The organism is Thauera sp. 28, from assembly GCF_000310145.2.
In the GTDB taxonomy this organism is placed as follows: Bacteria; Pseudomonadota; Gammaproteobacteria; order Burkholderiales; family Rhodocyclaceae; genus Thauera; species Thauera mechernichensis.
The window spans coordinates 112,618-130,944 of record NZ_AMXA01000006.1 but is presented as its reverse complement, the minus strand read 5'-3'; the positions used below and the strand labels follow the sequence as shown (position 1 = coordinate 130,944).

Sequence of the window (18,327 nt, the reverse complement as noted above, 5' to 3'; positions counted from 1 at the left end):
TCCTGTTCCCGTGTGGGAGGTGGCGCCCCTCTTGTGTGGCGATTGTATACCCTTGCGCTTATGCAGACGGCTGGCCGGCAGTCTGCACAACATACGGATGCGTATGTTACATTAGCTCGCTGCACATACAACAGCAAACTACAACAGGAGACTGCGGCATGAACGAACGTGCGAAGCTCATCCATACCAGCCGGATCCCCGTGCGCTGGGGCGACATGGACGCCTACGGTCACGTTAACAACACGGTATATTTCCGCTACTTCGAACAGACGCGCGTTGAATGGCTCGAGGCCATGGGATGTCGGGTCAGCGTCGAAGAGGCCGTCGGGCCGGTGATCATCAACGCCAGCTGCACGTTCCTGGCGCCGGTGAACTACCCGGCAACCGTCGTCATCAAGATGTATGCCGGTGAGCCAGGGCGCTCCAGCGTGATGACCTGGTACGAGTTGTTTGTCGAGGGCGAGGACAGGCTCTATGCCGAAGGGGCGGCAAAGACGGTGTGGATGGACACCCGCAGCGGCAAGTCGTCGCCGATGCCCGATTTCGTTCGTGCCGTGTTCGAATAGCGAACGCGCTGATTCAATCGTCACAAAAACAAACGGGCGCGCCGTCGGGCAGTCGGCGGAGCGTCGATTGATGGAGAGGAGACAACGTGAATTCTGCTGAACAGAGCCCGCTGTGGACACCGTCGCCCGAGCGCGTCGCTGCCGCCAACGTGACCGCTTTTCGCCTGGCCGCCGAGCAGCGCTGGGGCGTGAGCCTGCCTGACTATGAGGCCTTGTATGCCTGGTCGGTGGCGCACCCGGAGCAGTTCTGGGTGAGCGTCTGGGAGGGTGACGGCATCGGTGGTGGCGTCATCGGCAGCCGTGGCGAGCGCGTGCTCGTGGACGCCGAGCGCATGCCGGGTGCGAAGTGGTTCCCCGATGCGCGATTGAACTTCGCCCGCAACCTGCTGCGTTCGCGTGACGCGCATGACGCGATCGTGTTCTGGGGCGAAGACAGGGTGAAGAACCGCATGAGCCACGGCGAGCTGTATCGCGCTGTGGCCCACTTCGTCGCTGCGTTGCGCGAGATGGGTGTGGGCGAGGGCGATCGTGTTGCCGCCTACATGCCCAACATGCCGGAGACGGTGGTCGCGATGCTTGCCGCGGCGAGCATCGGTGCGATCTTCACCTCGGCCTCGCCGGACTTTGGCGTGCAGGGCGTGCTCGATCGTTTCGGCCAGACCGAGCCCAAGGTGCTCATTGCCTGCGACGGCTACTACTACGGCGGCAAGACGGTGGACGTGCTGGGCAAACTGGGCGAGATCGTTGGCCAGCTGCCTTCGATCAAGCGCGTGGTCGTCGTGCCTTATGTGCACGCCGAGCACGATCTCTCGCACGTGCCGCATGCGCGCATGTACGCCGATTTCATCGCGCCCTACCATTTCGTCGATGACATCGAGTTTGCCGAGCTGCCCTTCGACCACCCGCTCTACATCATGTACTCCTCGGGAACCACTGGCGTGCCCAAGTGCATCGTGCATTGCGCCGGCGGCGCGCTGCTGCAGCACCTGAAGGAGCATCGCCTGCACAGCGACGTGAAGCGCGGCGACCGCGTGTTCTACTTCACGACCTGCGGATGGATGATGTGGAACTGGCTCGTGTCGGCGCTGGCCGCCGAGGCCACGCTGCTGCTGTACGATGGCTCGCCCTTTGCCGGCGATAACCAGATTCTGTTCGATTACGCCGACGCCGAGCACATGACCCACTTCGGTACCTCGGCCAAGTTCATCGACGCCGCGGCGAAGTTTGGCTTGAAACCCAGGGAAACCCACCGGCTCGACACCGTGCGCGCCATGATGAGTACCGGCAGCCCGTTGGTCCCGGAAGGCTTCGAGTACGTCTATCGCGATATCAAGGCCGACCTGCAACTGTCCTCTATTTCGGGCGGAACCGACATCATCTCCTGCTTCGTGCTTGGTTCTCCCGTGCTTCCGGTGTGGCGCGGCGAGATCCAGTGCCGCGGCCTGGGCATGGCGGTGGATGTGTGGGACGACGATGGTAAGCCGGTGCGCGGCGAGAAGGGCGAGCTGGTGTGCAGCAAGCCGTTCCCGGTGATGCCGATCGGTTTCTGGAACGATGCGGACGGCAGCAAGTACCACGCCGCCTATTTCGATCGCTTCCCCAATGTGTGGTGCCATGGCGACTTCTGCGAAATCACCGCTCATGGCGGGCTGATCATCTACGGCAGGTCGGATGCCACGCTCAACCCGGGCGGGGTGCGCATCGGCACGGCCGAGATCTACCGCCAGGTCGAGAAGTTGCCTGAGGTGGTTGAGTCCCTGGTGATTGGCCAGGACTGGCCGCCGCAGAACCCGAACGACGTGCGCGTGGTGTTGTTCGTCAAGCTGCGCGAGGGGGTTGCGCTCGACGATGCGCTCGCCAGGCGCATCCGCCAGACGATCCGCGACAACACCACGCCGCGCCACGTCCCGGCCAAGGTGTTGCAGGTGGCGGATATTCCGCGCACCAAGAGCGGAAAGATCGTCGAACTGGCGGTGCGCAACGTGGTGCATGGGCGCCCGGTCAAGAACCAGGAGGCGCTCGCCAACCCCGAGGCGCTGGCGCATTTCCGCGACCGTGCCGAACTCGCAGACTGAATGGGCAAGCCATCATGCTGATGAACCGTGACAAGTCCGTGCTGTTGATCGTTGATGTGCAGGCCAGGTTGGCGCCCTCCATACATGACAGCGACAAGGTCGCGGCCAGCTGCATCTGGCTCGCCCGGGTTGCCGAGCGCGTTGGCGTGCCGGTGGTGGTCACCGAGCATTTCCCTGCCAAGATCGGAGGCACGCTCGATGCACTGCGGGCGGTTACGCCCGCTGCCGAATATGTCGAAAAGCAATGCTTCTCGGCGCAGGCGGACGGTTGCCTGAAAGGCACTGCGGTCGAGGCGCGTCGGCAGGTGATCGTGTGCGGCACCGAGGCGCATGTCTGCGTACAGCAGACCGCGCTCGATCTGCGCTGGGCGGGGAAGGAGGTCTTTGTCGTGGCTGAGGCCTCGGGGTCGCGCGATCCGGCCAATCGCGACCTGGCCTTTGCACGCATGCGCAGCCATGGTGTCGAGATCGTGTCATGCGAGATGGCGGCCTTCGAGTGGCTCCAGCGAGGTGGTACCGAGCTCTTCCGCGAGATCAACCGCGACTTCATCCGCTGACATTGAGCGGCAGCGCCGTTCGCGGCGCTGATCCACGCGCTGGAGCAGAATACGCGGGGGACGGCTCAGGCCGTCCCCCGCGCTCGTTTCAGGGCTCGATGGCCATCCCACGCAGGCGTTCGCCGCTGCCTACCGGGCCGAGCACACGCGCCGCACCGGTGCCGAGGTCGATGTGATGGAGCGTGGCTGCAGGCATGGTGGTGGTGGTCAGTACCGCGAGCGCGGTGTTGCTGACGTCAGAGATGTCGAAGTGCGCATCTTCGATGCCCTCCACGCCGAGTTGGCCCACGGTATGAAGCTGACCGCTGTTCGGCGAAACGACGGGCTGGGTACCTTCGATCGAACCCTGGCGAACCAAGCTCGCACGCCCCGCGTCAATGGCGAAGTTGGTGGTGAGCTTCTCATCCTGCTGATTGTAGGTATATGCCGCGGCGATCACGTATGCGGGCTTTTCTGCGGCAGGGTCGCCCGCAGCGTATGCGAGGCGGCCGTCGGCCTGGACGCCGTCCTGATCGGGAGAAAAATCGACCAAGGTGCCGGTTTCCGGATGCGCACGCAGGTTCTGACCGGCGTCGGAGACGATGCGAATGCGGTCGGCAGCCGGGTTGAAGTCGAAGCCGAAGCGTTTTCCTTCGAGGGCGAGCGCGAAGACTTGCGTGCCGACCGGGGTGAGGGTGCCGGTTTCCACGTCGACCGTGAATAGCCGACCCGATGAGCCCAGTGCGTACATCACGCCGTAGGCGACCCGGTAGTCGATGCCCAGGATGCTCTCATCGCTGCCGAGGCCGACCAGCTTCACGCTGCGGATGATTTTATGCGGTTCGGCCGCTGAAACCGCGATAAGCTCATGCGACTCCGTGACGGCATGGATCCTGATTCTCTCCAGTTCGGCGGCGGCGTCTGCAGGCGAGGCAAGGCCGACCGCTAGCGCGGCGGTAAGCAGCGCATTGAGCGGCAGGTGGCGTGGCAGCTTGGGCTGGGGCATGGGCATTCCTCTCGGGGCGGGCTGGGCTTCGTGGATGAGCAAAGATAGGACAGCATGCGGATTTCGTACGTGATCGATTTGGCAGCCAGACGCGGGATGATTCTCGCTGCGATTGGCTGCATCGTTCCGGCGCCGGCGGTGCTCGCGGACAGCCTCACCGTCAGGGTTGTCGATGAGCACGGTGCTGCGTTGCAGGACGTGGCGATGGCGCTCAAGCCCTTGGTGGGCGTACCAGCCATGCGGGCTGCAGAGTTCGAGATCGTGCAACGGGACAAGCGCTTCATCCCGCTGATGACCGCGGTGCCGACGGGTGCCTCGATACGGTTTCCCAACCACGACACGGTGCGCCATCACGTCTATTCGTTCTCGCCGGCGAAGACCTTCGAACTCAAGCTCTATCTCGGCACGCCTGCAGCGCCGGTTGTGTTCGACAAGCCTGGCGTGGTCGTGATGGGCTGCAATATTCATGATCACATGGTGGCCTACGTGGTGGTGTTCGATTCGCCGTGGGTCGGTGTCAGTGACGAAGCTGGCGAATTGCGCCTGCAGGGCGTGCCTGCTGGCGACTACAGGCTCGAGTACTGGCACCCGCGCTGGGTCGGTGCCGACAATTCGGTAGCCGGCACGCCGGTGCGTATCGATGGTGATGCGCGCTTTACCCTCGTCGTCGGGGCGCAACCCTGATGCGCTTCGGCTTCCGGCGCCTGCAATGGCGGATTGCCGCCTGGACGGCGATGATCCTGCTGTCGGTCCAGATTGGCGGCCTGTTCCTGTTCGAGCATGTTGGGCGCAGCAGTGCGCTGCAGGAGGTCAAGGTGCAACTCGACACCGGCGACCGCGTGCTCGATCGCCTGCTCGAACAGCGCAGCGCCCAGTTGGCACAGGCGGCGCGAGTGCTCGCGGCCGACTTCGGCTTCCGTGAGGCTGTGCTGACCGGTGACGCCGACACTGCAGCCTCTGCGCTCGAGAACCACGGCTCCAGGATCGGTGCCAGCCTGATGTTGCTCACTGGGCTGGATGGCCGCGCGCTCGCCGCTCATCCCGCTGGGGGCGACGCTTTTGCGCAGCGCCTTGCGCGCTTCATCGCCGATGCGCAGGCGCGTGGCGCGGCGACGGGTTTCCAGGTCGTGGGCGACAGCGTTTTCCAGTTGGTCGTGGTGCCGGTCATGGCGCCGGTGCCGGTCGCCTGGGTGGCGATCGGTTTCGTCGTAGACGAGGCGCTTGTGCACGACCTCAAGCGGGTAATCGGGCTAGACGTGAGTCTGGTGCGCGGTCGTGAGCTTGAGGCAGCGCTGGTGGCCAGTACCCTGCCGACAGACGTCGACGCTGCGCAACTGCTTGCCGATGCGGGGCATGGCATGCTTGTCGGCGGCTTCGAGTACGCCGGCCTGGTGCGCGACCTCGATCCACTTGCCAGCGAGCGTGTCTTCGCCGTGCTCCAGGTCTCGCTCGAGCGTGCGCTCGAACCCTGGGAGCGGCTCTATCGCGAGTGGTCCGGGCTGACGGTCGCAGCTACTGTCGCCATGCTGCTGGCCAGCATGTGGATGGGGCGCACGATCGCGTCGCCGGTGACCCGGCTTGCCGAGTTCGCCCGGCGCGTCCGTGTCGGCGAGTATGCCGCCCCGCCCATGGTGCGGCGCGAGGACGAGATTGGCCGACTCGCCACGGCCTTCGCCCTGATGACGGAGGCCATCGCCAGCCGCGAGGCGCGCATCTCCGAGCTGGCCTACCGTGACGTGCTGACGGGGCTGCCCAATAGGGTGCAGTTCGTCGAGTCGCTCGATCGCTTCGTGCGCAGCTTCGGGGAGCGTGGTGAGCGTCTCGCCGTGCTGACCCTGGATATCGACCGCTTCAAGCTCATCAACGATTCCCTGGGCCACGATCTGGGCGACCAGGTGCTGCAGGAGGTCGGTCGTCGCCTGCAGCATGCAGGCATGCGCCGGCGCGACCTCGCGCAAGGCCTGCAGGACGAGGCCAACGCATGCGCGCGGCTGGGCGGAGACGAATTTGCGGTTCTCGTGCCCGGGGCGGACGCCGTGGCTGCCAGGGTTGTGGCCGAGCGTATCGCTGCCTTGCTCGAAGCGCCGATGAACGTGCAGGGACAACTGGTCGATGTGCGCGCGAGCATCGGTATCGCCCTCTACCCCGATCATGGCAACGACGCCGGCGAGTTGATGCGGGGTGCGGATGTCGCCATGTACAAGGCCAAGCAGGCCCATGCCGGTCATGCCATATACGACCCGGCGCATCATGGCCGCAATGCCGCCCGCCTGTCCTTGCTCACCGAGTTGCGCCAGGCCGTCGAGGGCGATGAACTGGTGCTCTACTACCAGCCCAAGCACGCCTTCCGCTCATCAGCCATGCTCAGTGTGGAGGCGCTCGTGCGCTGGGTTCATCCCAAGCGTGGCTTCGTGCCGCCGATGGAGTTCATCCCGTTTGCCGAACAGACTGGCTATATCAGGGCGATCACGCTGTGGGTGCTCGAACGCGCAGTGCGCCAGTGCGCAGAGTGGCGGCGCGCGGGGAGGGCAGTGCATGTCGGCCTCAATCTCTCGGCTCGCGACTTGCTGCATCCTGAACTGCCGGATCAGTTCCGCGCCATGCTTGAGCATCACGGCTGCGAGGCGCGCTGGATAACGCTCGAGATCACCGAAAGCGCGGTGCTGGACGATCCGCGCAAGGCGCTGGCGACGCTCGAGCGCCTGCACGCCACCGGCTGCCAGCTTTCGATCGACGACTACGGTACGGGTTACTCATCACTCTCCTATCTGCGTCAGATGCCGGTCCAGGAGCTCAAGATCGACCGCAGTTTCGTCATGAATCTCACCACCCGGCCTGGCGATGAGCTGATCGTGCGCTCTACGATCGAGCTCGCGCACAGTCTGGGGCTGGTGGTGACGGCGGAGGGCGTGGAAACCGAGGAGATCCTCGTGCGTTTGGGCGAGCTCGGTTGTGATCTGGCGCAGGGCTATTTCGTCTCCAGACCGGTTGATGCCGCAGGGCTCGAGGCCTGGATGGACCATTCGCCTTGGGCGCGTGGCGACCATTCGTCCGGCACTGAGCCGACGAATTACGCGTGACCCGCAGGTCTCCCACCTAGGGAAAACGTGGCTTAACCTTTTGCTTCCGTTGGCATAGCCTCGGCCTTTGTCCTACGGCGCAGCGAAACGGAACACCGGCACGCCTGCCGTTGTACTCCGGCCATGGCCTTCGCTGCGTCCAGTCCAATGAGCGGGGGGATAGACATGGAAAAGCGCGAGCAGAGCAGGCTGGGCGGATTGATCGACGCGGTCGTCGAGCAGATCGATGCCCGCCTGCCAGCGGATCAGGCCGCGGCGGTAGGCACCTTTGCGGCGCGCTTCTTTGCGCAGGTGGATCCGGACGATCTCGAGGACCTGCCGCTCGCCGACCTCTACGGCGCGGTGCTCAGCCAGTGGCACTTCATTTCCCAGCGCACCGGGGGCAGCAGGGTGCGGGTATCGAACCCGCGACTCGATGAGCAGGGCTGGGAATGCCCGCACACGGTAATCGAGATTGTCGGTGAGGACATGCCCTTCCTGGTGGACTCGATCACCATGGAGGTGGCGCGCCAGGGGCTGACGCTGCATCTCATCATTCATCCGGTCATGAACATCCAGCGCGATGCGCAGGGGCGACTGCAGCACGTGCGCGAACGTGGTGAGCAGGGTGAGGGCGCATGTCTGGAATCGATCATGCACCTCGAGGTGGACCGGCGCAGCGACCCGGCGGACCTCAGTGCGCTGCAGCAGGGTTTGGAGCATGTCCTGGCCGACGTCCGCGCTGCAGTCGGCGACTGGCCGGCGATGCGTAGCCGCCTGGGCGAGATCATCGACGGGCTGGCCGCTTGCCCGGCAAGCGTGGACGCTGCCGAGGTCGATGAGGTGCGTGCATTCCTCGAGTGGCTCGCTGCGGACAACTTCGTGCTTCTCGGGTGCCGCGATTACAGCCTCGTAGGCGGTGACGACGGCCATGAACTGCATGTGGTGGCAGGTTCGGGGCTGGGGCTGCTCCATGGAGACGGCGAGGAAGGCGCCTCGCGCTCGTTTGCCGCACTGCCTCCACAGTTGCGCGCGCAGGCGCACCTGCCCAAGCTGCTTACACTGACCAAGTCCAACTCACGCTCGACCGTGCATCGACCGGGTTACCTCGACTTCATCGGCATCAAGGCCTTCGACGCCGAGGGGCGGGTGACGGGCGAGAGGCGGGTCATCGGCCTGCTGGCGTCCACCGCCTACAGCAGCAGCCCCCGGCAGATCCCGCTGCTGCGGCGCAAGATCGACGCGGTGTTCGAGCGTGCCGGCCTGCTACCCGGCGGCCATGCGGCCAAGGCATTGATGACCTTGCTCGAGCGCTACCCGCGCGACGAACTGTTCCAGATCTCGCCCGACGAGCTCTACAGCCACGCAATGGGCATCCTGCGCCTGGGAGAGCGCCTGCGCACCCGCCTGTTCGTGCGTTGCGACCCCTTCGCGCGCTATGTGTCCTGCCTGATCTACGTGCCGCGCGAGCACTACAACACCGACCAGCGCAAGCGCATGCAGGCGGTGCTCACCGAGGCCTTCAACGGCGTGTCGTCCGAGTTCGACGTGCAGTTCTCCGATTCGGCGCTGGCGCGCATCCTGATCACGGTGCGCACCCCCGACGGCATCATCCCGCCCTTTGACACCAGGGAGCTCGAGCAACGCCTGATCCGTGCCTCGAGGCGGTGGGAGGACGAGCTCCAGCAGGCGCTTGTCGAACAGTGCGGCGAGGAGCGCGGGCTGGCACTGATGCGCCGCTACGGTCCGGGCTTCCCGGCCGGATACCGCGAGGACTACTCGCCGCGCATGGCAGTGTTCGACATCGAGCAGGTCGAGGCCCTGGCCGACGGCGATGCACTCGGGCTCAACCTCTACGTTCCGCTCGAGGCGCCGGTAGGCCGCCTCAACCTGCGCCTGTACCGCCTGGACGGTCCGGTTCCGCTGTCACAGAGCCTGCCCATGCTCGAGCGCATGGGCGTCAAGGTGATGGACGAGCGCCCGTCCGAAATCGAACGCCAGGACGGGCGCACGGTCTGGCTGCACGATTTCGGCCTTAACTACGTTGGCGCCGAGCGCCTGGATATCCATGTCGTACGCCCGCTGTTCCAGGACGCTTTCCTGCGCGTCTGGCGGGGAGAGGTCGAGAACGACGACTTCAATCGCCTTGTCCTGCTCGCCGGGCTGTCGTGGCGTGAAGTTGCCGTGCTGAGGGCCTACGCCAAGTACATGCGACAGGCCGCATTCACTTTCAGTCTCGCTTACATGGAGCAGACGCTTGCCGCCTATCCGCAACTTGCACGCGCCCTGTTCGAGTTGTTCCGCATGCGCTTCGACCCGGTCGCGACAGCTGACCGGGATGAGCGCTGCGCTGCGCAGGTCGCCGCCATCGAGACCGGCCTGGCCAGTGTCGCCAACCTCGATGAGGACCGTATCCTGCGTCAGTTTCTGGCGATGATCCTGGCCACGCTGCGCACGAACTGGTTCCAGCGCGGCACGGATGGGCAGCCCAAGTCCTACACCGCGTTCAAGCTGTTGCCGGCCAGGATTCCCAACCTGCCGCAGCCGTTGCCGATGTTCGAGATCTTCGTGTACGCGCCCCGCTTCGAGGGCGTGCACCTGCGTGGCGGCAAGGTGGCGCGCGGCGGCCTGCGCTGGTCGGACCGCATGGAGGACTTCCGCACCGAGATCCTCGGTTTGGTCAAGGCGCAGATCGTCAAGAACGCGGTGATCGTGCCAGTGGGGTCCAAGGGTGGCTTCGTGGTCAAGTGCCCGCCGGCCGAGGGTGGGCGGGAGGCGCTGGTGGCCGAGGGGGTGGCCTGCTACCGCAACTTCCTGCGCGGGCTGCTCGATGTCACCGACAACCTGGTGCAGGGCCAGGTCGTACCGCCGGCCGAGGTGGTGCGCCACGATGAGGATGACCCTTACCTGGTGGTCGCGGCCGACAAGGGTACGGCCACGTTTTCCGACTACGCCAACGAGGTTGCGGCCGAATACGGCTTCTGGTTGGGCGATGCCTTCGCTTCCGGCGGCTCGGTGGGTTACGACCACAAGAAGATGGGCATCACCGCGCGCGGCGCCTGGGAGGCTGTCAAGCGCCACTTCCGCGAGATGGGGCGGAACATCCAGGAGGAGCCGTTCACGGTGGCCGGCATCGGCGACATGTCGGGCGACGTGTTCGGCAACGGCATGCTGCTGTCCCGGCAGATCCGCCTGGTCGCCGCCTTCGATCATCGCCACATCTTCATCGACCCCGATCCCGACCCCGCGCAGGGCTGGCAGGAGCGCGCACGCCTGTTTGCGCTGCCACGCTCGAGCTGGGACGACTACGACAGGGCGTTGATCTCGGCCGGTGGCGGTGTCTGGCCGCGCAGCGCGAAGTCGATCCGCCTCACCGAGCAGATGCGCACGGCGCTCGACGTGCAGGCCGAGAGCCTGACCCCGACCGAGCTCATCCGCGCCATCCTCTGCGCACCGCTCGACCTGCTCTACAACGGCGGGATTGGCACCTACATCAAGGCTGCCAGCGAGTCCGATGCGTCGGTCGGCGACCGCGCCAACGATGCGGTACGCGTCAACGGGGGCGATCTGCGCGTCAAGGTCTTCGGTGAGGGCGGTAACCTGGGGGCGACCCAGCTCGGCCGCATCGAGTTCGCCCTCGGTGGCGGGCGGGTCAATACCGACGCCATCGACAACTCGGGCGGGGTGGATTGCTCCGATCACGAGGTCAATATCAAGATCCTGCTCGGCGGCGTGGTTGCCGAGGGCGAACTCACCCTCAAGCAGCGTAACCAGTTGCTCGCCGACATGACCGAAGAGGTCGCCGCGCTGGTGCTGCGCGACAACTACGCGCAGACACAGATCCTGTCGGTGACGCGCAGCCGTGGCGCGGCGCTGGTCGACGAACAGGCGGACTTCATGCGCCGCCTGAGCCACGCCGGCAGGCTCAACCGCAAGCTCGAGTTCCTGCCCATGGATGAGGCGCTGCAGGAGCGCAAGGCCAACCGCATCGGCCTGGTCACGCCCGAGCTGGCGGTGCTGCTGGCTTACAGCAAGATCGAGCTCTACGACGAGGTGCTCGCCTCCGACGTGCCCGAGGATCCGTACATCCGTACCGCGCTCGAACGCTACTTCCCCGTGCCGCTGCGTGAGCGCTTCGGTGCGCAGATCCAGGCCCACCCGCTGCGGCGCGAGATCATCTCGACGCACGTCGTCAACAGCATGATCAATCGTGTCGGACCGACCTTCGTCAGCCGGCTCAAGGCCGAGCTGGGCGCTTGCGCGCCCGACATCGTGCGTGCCTACATGGCGACGCGGGAGGTGTTCGGCCTGGTCACGCTGTGGAGCGATATAGAGGCGCTGGACAATCGCATCCCCAACACGGTGCAGATCGAGCTGATCAACGAGTCCGAGCGCCTGGTTCAGCGCGGCACGCTCTGGTTCCTGCGCCATCGCCAGTGGCTGGTCGATCTGCAGGCGACGCTGGCGCACTTCTCGCCGGGCGTGGCGACGCTCGCCGGCGGGCTGGCCGGCTACGTCGGCAGCGCCTACCGCAGCGAGCTGGAGGCGTCGATCGAGCGCAAGCAGGAGCAGGGCGTTCCCATGGATCTCGCCTGCCGTGTCGCTGCGCTCGACGAACTCTACTCGGCACTGGACCTGGTCGAGGTCGCGGTCGAGAGTGGACGCGAGGAGGCGGTGGTGGCGCGGGTGTATTTCGGCCTGGGTGGAGCGCTGGATCTGCACTGGCTGGGGGGGCAGATCTCGGCCCTCAATGCCGATACACGCTGGCAGACCCTGGCGCGCGGGGCCTTGCGCGGTGATCTTTCCGCGCTCGCGCGTGCGCTGGCCAGCGACGCGCTGCGGCTCGCCCCCGATGAGCAGGAGGTTGCCACGATCATCGCCGCCTGGCAGGCCAAGAACGCAATCCCGCTCGAGCGCTACCGCCACCTGGTCGCCGAGGTGCACGCCGCACCCAGCATCGACATGGCCATGTTGTCGGTGTTGCTGCGCGAGTTGCGTGGCATGAGCTGATCGGAGGCCACCGGCCGCGCATGCGGCCGGTGGCGCGGTGCTGCTGCACGCCCCGACCTGCAAGCAGTGCTTCGTGCGATTGTCCCCTGTCGAGTGCGCCGCCTGCTGACGCGGTTCGGGTGCATCGGTTATCATCGCGCTTTCCCGCAGCACATCTCCCATGACCAAATACGTCTTCGTTACCGGCGGTGTCGTGTCCTCCCTGGGCAAAGGCATCGCGGCCGCCTCATTGGGGGCGATCCTCGAGTCCCGTGGCATCAAGGTCACGCACCTCAAGCTGGACCCCTACATCAACGTCGATCCGGGCACCATGAGCCCGTTCCAGCACGGCGAAGTCTTCGTCACCGAAGACGGCGCGGAAACCGACCTCGACCTCGGCCATTACGAGCGCTTCACCAGCGCCAAGATGAGCAAGCGCAACAACTTCACCACCGGCCAGATTTACGAGTCGGTGCTGAAGAAGGAGCGTCGCGGCGAGTACCTGGGCAAGACCGTGCAGGTCATCCCGCACATCACCGACGAGATCAAGGCCTACGTCAAGCGCGGTGCCGAGGGTGCCGACGTGGCGATCGTCGAGGTCGGCGGCACGGTGGGCGACATCGAGTCGCTGCCCTTCCTTGAGGCCATCCGCCAGATGGGCTTCGAGGAAGGCCGCCATGGCACCTGCTTCATCCACCTGACGCTGCTGCCCTACATCCCGACCGCCGGTGAGCTCAAGACCAAGCCGACCCAGCACTCGGTCAAGGAGCTGCGCGAAATTGGCATCCAGCCCGACATCCTGTTGTGCCGCGCCGACCGTTCGATCCCGGTCGATGAGCGGCGCAAGATCGCGCTGTTCTGCAACGTGATGCCGGAGGCGGTCATCGAGTGCCTGGATGCCGACTCGATCTACAAGATCCCCGGCATGCTGCACGACCAGATGCTCGACCAGATCGTCTGCCACAAGCTCGACATCCTCGCCCGTGCGGCCGACCTGTCGGTGTGGGAGAAGCTCATCCACGCACTCGAGAACCCGAAGCAGACTGTCAACGTCGGCTTCGTCGGCAAGTACGTCGATCTCACCGAGTCCTACAAATCGTTGATCGAGGCGCTCAATCACGCCGGCATGCACACCGAGTCGAAGGTGAAGATCCACTACATCGACTCCGAGGACATCGAGCGCGATGGCTGCAGCGTGCTCAAGGCCATGGACGCCATCCTGGTGCCGGGCGGCTTCGGCAAGCGGGGTACCGAGGGCAAGATCGCTGCGATCCGCTATGCGCGCGAGAACAAGGTGCCCTATTTGGGCATCTGCCTCGGCATGCAGCTCGCGGTGGTGGAATTCGCCCGCGACGTGGCGGGCCTGGAGGGTGCGCACTCGACCGAGTTCGAGCGCGACACCAAGCACCCTGTCATCGGCTTGATCACCGAGTGGAAGGATCGCAGCGGCAAGATCGAGAAGCGCAGCGAGGAATCCGACCTCGGCGGCACGATGCGCCTCGGTGGTCAGGTCTGCCAGCTCAAGGAAGGTACGCTGGCACGCGACATCTACGGCGCGGCGGAGATCATGGAGCGCCACCGCCACCGTTACGAAGTCAACAATACCTTGCTTGCCAAGCTCGAGGACAAGGGGCTGGTGGTGTCGGGCCGTGCTCCCGTCACCGATCTGTGCGAGATGGTCGAGTTGCCTGCCGACGTCCACCCCTGGTTCGTCGGCTGCCAGTTCCACCCCGAATTCACCTCCAACCCGCGCAAGGGCCATCCGCTGTTTACCGCCTACGTCAAGGCGGCAATCGCGCGCAAGCAGGCCGCGGCCTGAAGGAGCGAAGCATGAACCTCTGCGGTTTCGAAGTCGGGCTCGACAAGCCGGTGTTCCTGATCTCCGGCCCCTGCGTGGCCGAGTCCGAGCAGATGTGCCTGGACATCGCCGGCCATATGAAGGAGATCTGTGGCGAGTTGGGCATTCCCTACATCTTCAAGGCGTCCTACGACAAGGCCAACCGCAGCTCGGGCAAGAGCTTCCGCGGCCACGGCATGGACGCCGGCCTGAAGATGCTCGAAGCGGTCAAGAAGCAGCTCGGCCTGCCGGTGTTGACCGACGTGCACACGATCGAGGAGATTCCGGTCGTTGCATCGGTGGTCGACGTCCTGCAGACGCCAGCCTTCCTGTGCCGCCAGACCGATTTCATCCACGCCGTGGCTGCCAGCGGCAAGCCGGTGAATATCAAGAAGGGCCAGTTTCTCGCCCCGGGCGACATGAAGAACGTCGCCGACAAGGCGCGCGAGGCCAATGGCGGTGCAGACACCATCATGGTGTGCGAGCGCGGCGCCTCCTTCGGTTACAACAACCTGGTCTCCGACATGCGCTCGCTGGCCATCATGCGCGACACCGGCTGCCCGGTCGTGTTCGACGCCACCCACTCGGTGCAACTGCCCGGCGGGCAGGGAACGGCTTCCGGTGGCCAGCGCGAGTTCGTGCCGGTGCTCGCGCGCGCCGCAGTGGCGGTGGGCGTGGCGGGTCTTTTCATGGAGACCCATCCGGACCCGGCCAAGGCCTTGTCCGATGGCCCCAACGCGTGGCCGCTGCCGAAGATGAAGGCACTGCTCAGCGTGCTGAAGGACATCGATTCCCTGGTCAAGCGCCAGGGTTTCCTGGAAACCGCTCTTTGAGAACAGGTCTGGAGGGCGTGCGGTATCGCACTTGCTGATGCGGGCTATCGCGCGGTGGTGCCCACGAGGCACCGTTTGCGCGGCAGCATGTTCAGCCCGTGATCAGCGCCCTCTGCCGATCGTACCGAGTATCCCCGTACTGCAACAGGACAAAACATGAGTGCAATCGTTGATGTGATCGCCCGCGAGATTCTGGACTCCCGCGGTAACCCTACGGTCGAAGCCGACGTGCTGCTGGAATCCGGCGTGATGGGCCGCGCTGCGGTGCCGTCGGGCGCCTCCACCGGTTCGCGCGAAGCGATCGAACTGCGTGACGGCGACAAATCGCGCTTTCTCGGCAAGGGCGTGCTGCGCGCGGTCGAGAACGTGAACACCGAGATCGCCGAGGCGATCATCGGCCTCGACGCCGAGGAGCAGGCCTTCATCGACCGCACCCTGATCGAGCTCGACGGCACCGAGAACAAGTCGCGCCTGGGCGCCAACGCCATGCTGGCGGTGTCGATGGCGGTGGCCAAGGCCGCCGCCGAAGAGGCCGGCCTGCCGCTGTACCGCTACTTCGGCGGTTCGAGCCCGATGGTGATGCCGGTGCCGATGATGAACGTCATCAACGGTGGCGAGCACGCCAACAACAGCCTGGATATCCAGGAATGCATGATCATGCCCGTCAGCATGGGCAGTTACCGCGAGGCGCTGCGCTGCGGCGCCGAGATCTTCCAGCATCTGAAGAAGATCGTCGATGCCAAGGGCTACCCCACCACGGTCGGCGACGAGGGCGGCTTCGCCCCCAACGTTTCCGGTACCGAGGAGGCGCTCAACCTGATCCAGGAGGCCATCGTTGCCGCTGGCTACGTACCGGGCCAGGACGTGCTGCTGGCGCTCGACTGCGCAGCCAGCGAGTTCTACAAGGACGGCAAGTACGAGCTCAAGGGTGAAGGCCTGTCACTGAGCGCCGAGGGTTTCACCGACTACCTCGAGACCCTGTGCGACAAGTTCCCGATCGTGTCGATCGAGGACGCAATGGCCGAGGGCGACTGGAACGGCTGGAAGATCCTGACCGAGCGTCTTGGCAAGCGCGTGCAGCTGGTGGGCGACGATCTTTTCGTCACCAACACCAAGATCCTCGCCCAGGGCATCGAACAGGGCGTGGCCAACTCGATCCTGATCAAGATCAACCAGATCGGCACGCTGACCGAGACCTTCGCCGCCGTCGAGATGGCCAAGCTCGCCGGCTATACCGCGGTGATCTCGCACCGCTCGGGCGAGACTGACGACTCGACCATTGCCGACATCGCGGTCGGCCTGCGCGCGATGCAGATCAAGACCGGTTCGCTGAGCCGTTCGGACCGCATCTCGAAGTACAACCAGCTGCTGCGCATCGAGGAAGATCTCGGCGACACCGCCAGCTACCCGGGCAAGCGCGCCTTCTACAACCTGCGCTGAGCAGGTGGCTGACGATGCCGGCGGCGAGTCCGCCGGCTTTTTCATGCGCGCCAGCCGCGGCCGCCCGCATCCTGCGGCAGCGGCCGCGATGCGCCCGATGTTGCATCCATCCCGGTATTCGTTCCGGCCCCCGTTCTCGCAGCCCATCGTGCGTTCCTTCCCGACCTACCGACTCCTTTACCGATGCGCTGGCCGATCCTGATCCTGATCGCACTCGTGGTCCTGCTTCAGTATCCGCTGTGGCTGGGCAAAGGAGGGTGGCTGCAGGTCTGGGAGACCGATCGCCAGCTGCAAGCGCAGCGCGAGGAGAATCTGCGCCTCGAGCAGCGAAATGCCAGCCTCGAGGCCGAGGTCAATGACCTGAAGTCGGGCAACGAGGCGATCGAGGAGCGTGCGCGCTTCGAACTCGGTCTGACCAAGCCCGGCGAAATCTACGTGCACACGCCGCGGCGCTGATGCGCCCGGTGTAGCGGGTGTGCGTCAGCAGCCGGTCACAGCGCAAGCCGGCGCGTCGCTGCGGGCGAGGCGGTCGGGCCCTGAGACGAGTGTGCGCGCACCGTCCACCCGCGCGGCGAAGTAGCGGTTGTCCATTCTGTCCACCCGTACCCGGCCCCGGCTTGAGGGGGCATGGATGAAGCGCCCGTCACCGATGTAGACGCCCATGTGCGAATGGCGGCGCTGCATGGTGTTGAAGAAAACAAGGTCGCCCGGCTGCAATTGACCGAGTGCGATGGGGCGGGTGCTGTCGGCGATCTGCGCCGCGTTGTGGGGCAGGCGATGGCCGCTGATGTTCTCGACGATGTAGGCGACCATGCCGCTGCAATCCAGACCGGCTTCCGGATTGCGTCCGCCGAACTGGTAGCCGGTGTCGAGCAGGCCAAGGGCGAACAGGACCATTTCGCGCGCCTGTTCGTCGTCAGCGAGCGTGAAGAAGCGTGCGTCGGGTACGCTGGGCCGCTGTGGAGCCTGGGCTGCGGGCGGCGGCTTGGTGGCCGTGCCGCAGCCTGCAAGTGCGGCTGCGACAACGGTCATGACGGCTAGCGTCGCAGCGCGCAGGCGCGATGCAGGGCGGGACAAGGTGGCGTGCATGGCGCAAAGATACGCCACAGCCTTGCACCGGGTCCAGCCCAGTTCACGGAATGCGTCAGTCGAGGAGCTCGATCTTTCCGTTCACGTTGATCGAGACGAGGCTCTCGCCGCCCTCCATCGGTGCTGGCGCGGCGTCGGCGAGCATCGCGGCGGCGCGCATGCGTGGCATCACCGGAGGGTAGTGGCCGCTGTCGCCGATCGACAGGCTTGCAATCCGGTAGCGCTTGCCAAAGCTGTTGGCGATCAGTGCGGCGCGGCGCTCGAAGGCACGCAGGGCTGCCACCGTGGCCTCGTCGACCGCGGCCATGCGGGTGTCCGGTGCGGGCTGCATGCTCAGCTGCGAGAGCGCAAGACTGCCCTGAAGGGTGCCGACGAGTTCTGACATCGCCCCCAGATTACGGCTCTCGAGATGGATCTCCGAGCGCATCCGCCACGACTCGATACGGCCTTGTCCGTCCTTTGCGTAGACCGGCCAGGTCGACACGTTGCCCGACTTGCTGGTGACGTCGGCATGGGCGCTGGCGGTCTGCAGGGCCGCGGCAATGTGGCGATTGACCTCGCGTGCCACCGCGCCGGGGTTTGGGCCGTGGTGCTCGGCGTACAGCACTGCCACCGCAAGGTCGTTGGCCGCGGGCTGGCTGGCCTCAGCCGAGAATTCGATGATCTGCGCGCGCCCTGCGCCGTCCGCTTCACTTGCGAGGGCTGCTGTGCCTGCCAGCGTCAGGGTGGCTGCGAGCAGGCCGCCGAGAGCGAGGCGTGCGAGTTCGGGCAGGCTGGCAGGCCGAACGGCTACGGGGCGGGCAGGGGCGGCAATGTGCCCGCTGGGGGAGAGGGGGCTGGGGCGCATGAGGCAATCTCCTTCTGATGCATTGTCAGTCCGGCGTGCACGATGCCGGC

At 65.5% G+C, this 18,327-nt stretch carries 13 protein-coding genes; 10 read left to right on the top strand and 3 right to left on the bottom strand.

Features of this window, described 5'->3' with window-relative positions; all coding sequences use genetic code 11:
* Positions 1 to 158 precede the first annotated feature (158 nt).
* The 3 genes from C662_RS07060 (at position 159) to C662_RS07050 (ending at position 3,198) form a co-directional block, all read left to right on the top strand.
* Entirely contained in the window at positions 159 to 566 is a 408-nt protein-coding gene (locus C662_RS07060) for an acyl-CoA thioesterase (RefSeq protein ID WP_002926627.1), read from the top strand.
* 86 nt (positions 567 to 652) lie between these two features.
* Entirely contained in the window at positions 653 to 2,641 is a 1,989-nt protein-coding gene (locus C662_RS07055) for an acetoacetate--CoA ligase (RefSeq protein ID WP_002926626.1), read from the top strand.
* Positions 2,642 to 2,655: 14 nt separating this feature from the next.
* Positions 2,656 to 3,198, top strand: a complete 543-nt coding sequence (locus C662_RS07050) for a hydrolase (protein ID WP_002926624.1) — start codon at positions 2,656 to 2,658, stop codon at positions 3,196 to 3,198.
* An 88-nt stretch (positions 3,199 to 3,286) separates the two neighbouring features.
* On the opposite strand, the gene C662_RS07045 is transcribed toward C662_RS07050, so the two are convergent.
* Complete coding sequence (locus tag C662_RS07045) at positions 3,287 to 4,183, bottom strand: DUF4394 domain-containing protein (RefSeq protein WP_002926622.1); 897 nt, start codon at positions 4,181 to 4,183, stop codon at positions 3,287 to 3,289.
* Between the two features lie 96 nt (positions 4,184 to 4,279).
* On the opposite strand from C662_RS07045, the gene C662_RS07040 reads away from it, so the two are divergent.
* The 7 genes from C662_RS07040 to ftsB all read left to right on the top strand — a co-directional run bounded on the left by C662_RS07040 (position 4,280) and on the right by ftsB (position 16,797).
* Positions 4,280 to 4,867, top strand: a complete 588-nt coding sequence (locus C662_RS07040; RefSeq protein WP_232433229.1) for a methylamine utilization protein — start codon at positions 4,280 to 4,282, stop codon at positions 4,865 to 4,867.
* A complete protein-coding gene (locus tag C662_RS07035) occupies positions 4,867 to 7,263 on the top strand; it encodes a bifunctional diguanylate cyclase/phosphodiesterase (RefSeq protein WP_002926619.1) in 2,397 nt (798 codons plus the stop codon). Before C662_RS07040 ends, C662_RS07035 begins: the two co-directional genes overlap by 1 nt.
* A 165-nt stretch (positions 7,264 to 7,428) precedes the next feature.
* Complete coding sequence (locus C662_RS07030) at positions 7,429 to 12,252, top strand: NAD-glutamate dehydrogenase (protein ID WP_002926617.1); 4,824 nt, start codon at positions 7,429 to 7,431, stop codon at positions 12,250 to 12,252.
* A gap of 160 nt (positions 12,253 to 12,412) precedes the next feature.
* Positions 12,413 to 14,050: a CTP synthase gene (locus C662_RS07025; RefSeq protein ID WP_002926615.1), complete on the top strand. Its 1,638-nt coding sequence runs from the start codon at positions 12,413 to 12,415 to the stop codon at positions 14,048 to 14,050.
* 11 nt (positions 14,051 to 14,061) lie between these two features.
* Positions 14,062 to 14,901: a 3-deoxy-8-phosphooctulonate synthase gene (gene kdsA, locus C662_RS07020; RefSeq protein ID WP_002926613.1), complete on the top strand. Its 840-nt coding sequence runs from the start codon at positions 14,062 to 14,064 to the stop codon at positions 14,899 to 14,901.
* 156 nt (positions 14,902 to 15,057) lie between these two features.
* Positions 15,058 to 16,341, top strand: a complete 1,284-nt coding sequence (gene eno / locus C662_RS07015; RefSeq protein WP_002926611.1) for a phosphopyruvate hydratase — start codon at positions 15,058 to 15,060, stop codon at positions 16,339 to 16,341.
* Positions 16,342 to 16,524: 183 nt separating this feature from the next.
* The gene (gene ftsB / locus C662_RS07010) at positions 16,525 to 16,797 is read left to right on the top strand and encodes a cell division protein FtsB (protein ID WP_002926610.1); all 273 of its coding nucleotides are present in this window, start codon (positions 16,525 to 16,527) and stop codon (positions 16,795 to 16,797) included.
* 24 nt (positions 16,798 to 16,821) lie between these two features.
* On the opposite strand, the gene C662_RS07005 is transcribed toward ftsB, so the two are convergent.
* Entirely contained in the window at positions 16,822 to 17,430 is a 609-nt protein-coding gene (locus tag C662_RS07005; protein ID WP_002926608.1) for a C40 family peptidase, read from the bottom strand.
* A 55-nt stretch (positions 17,431 to 17,485) separates the two neighbouring features.
* A complete protein-coding gene (locus C662_RS07000) occupies positions 17,486 to 18,277 on the bottom strand; it encodes an SIMPL domain-containing protein (protein WP_002926607.1) in 792 nt (263 codons plus the stop codon).
* Between the last annotated feature and the right edge of the window lie 50 nt (positions 18,278 to 18,327).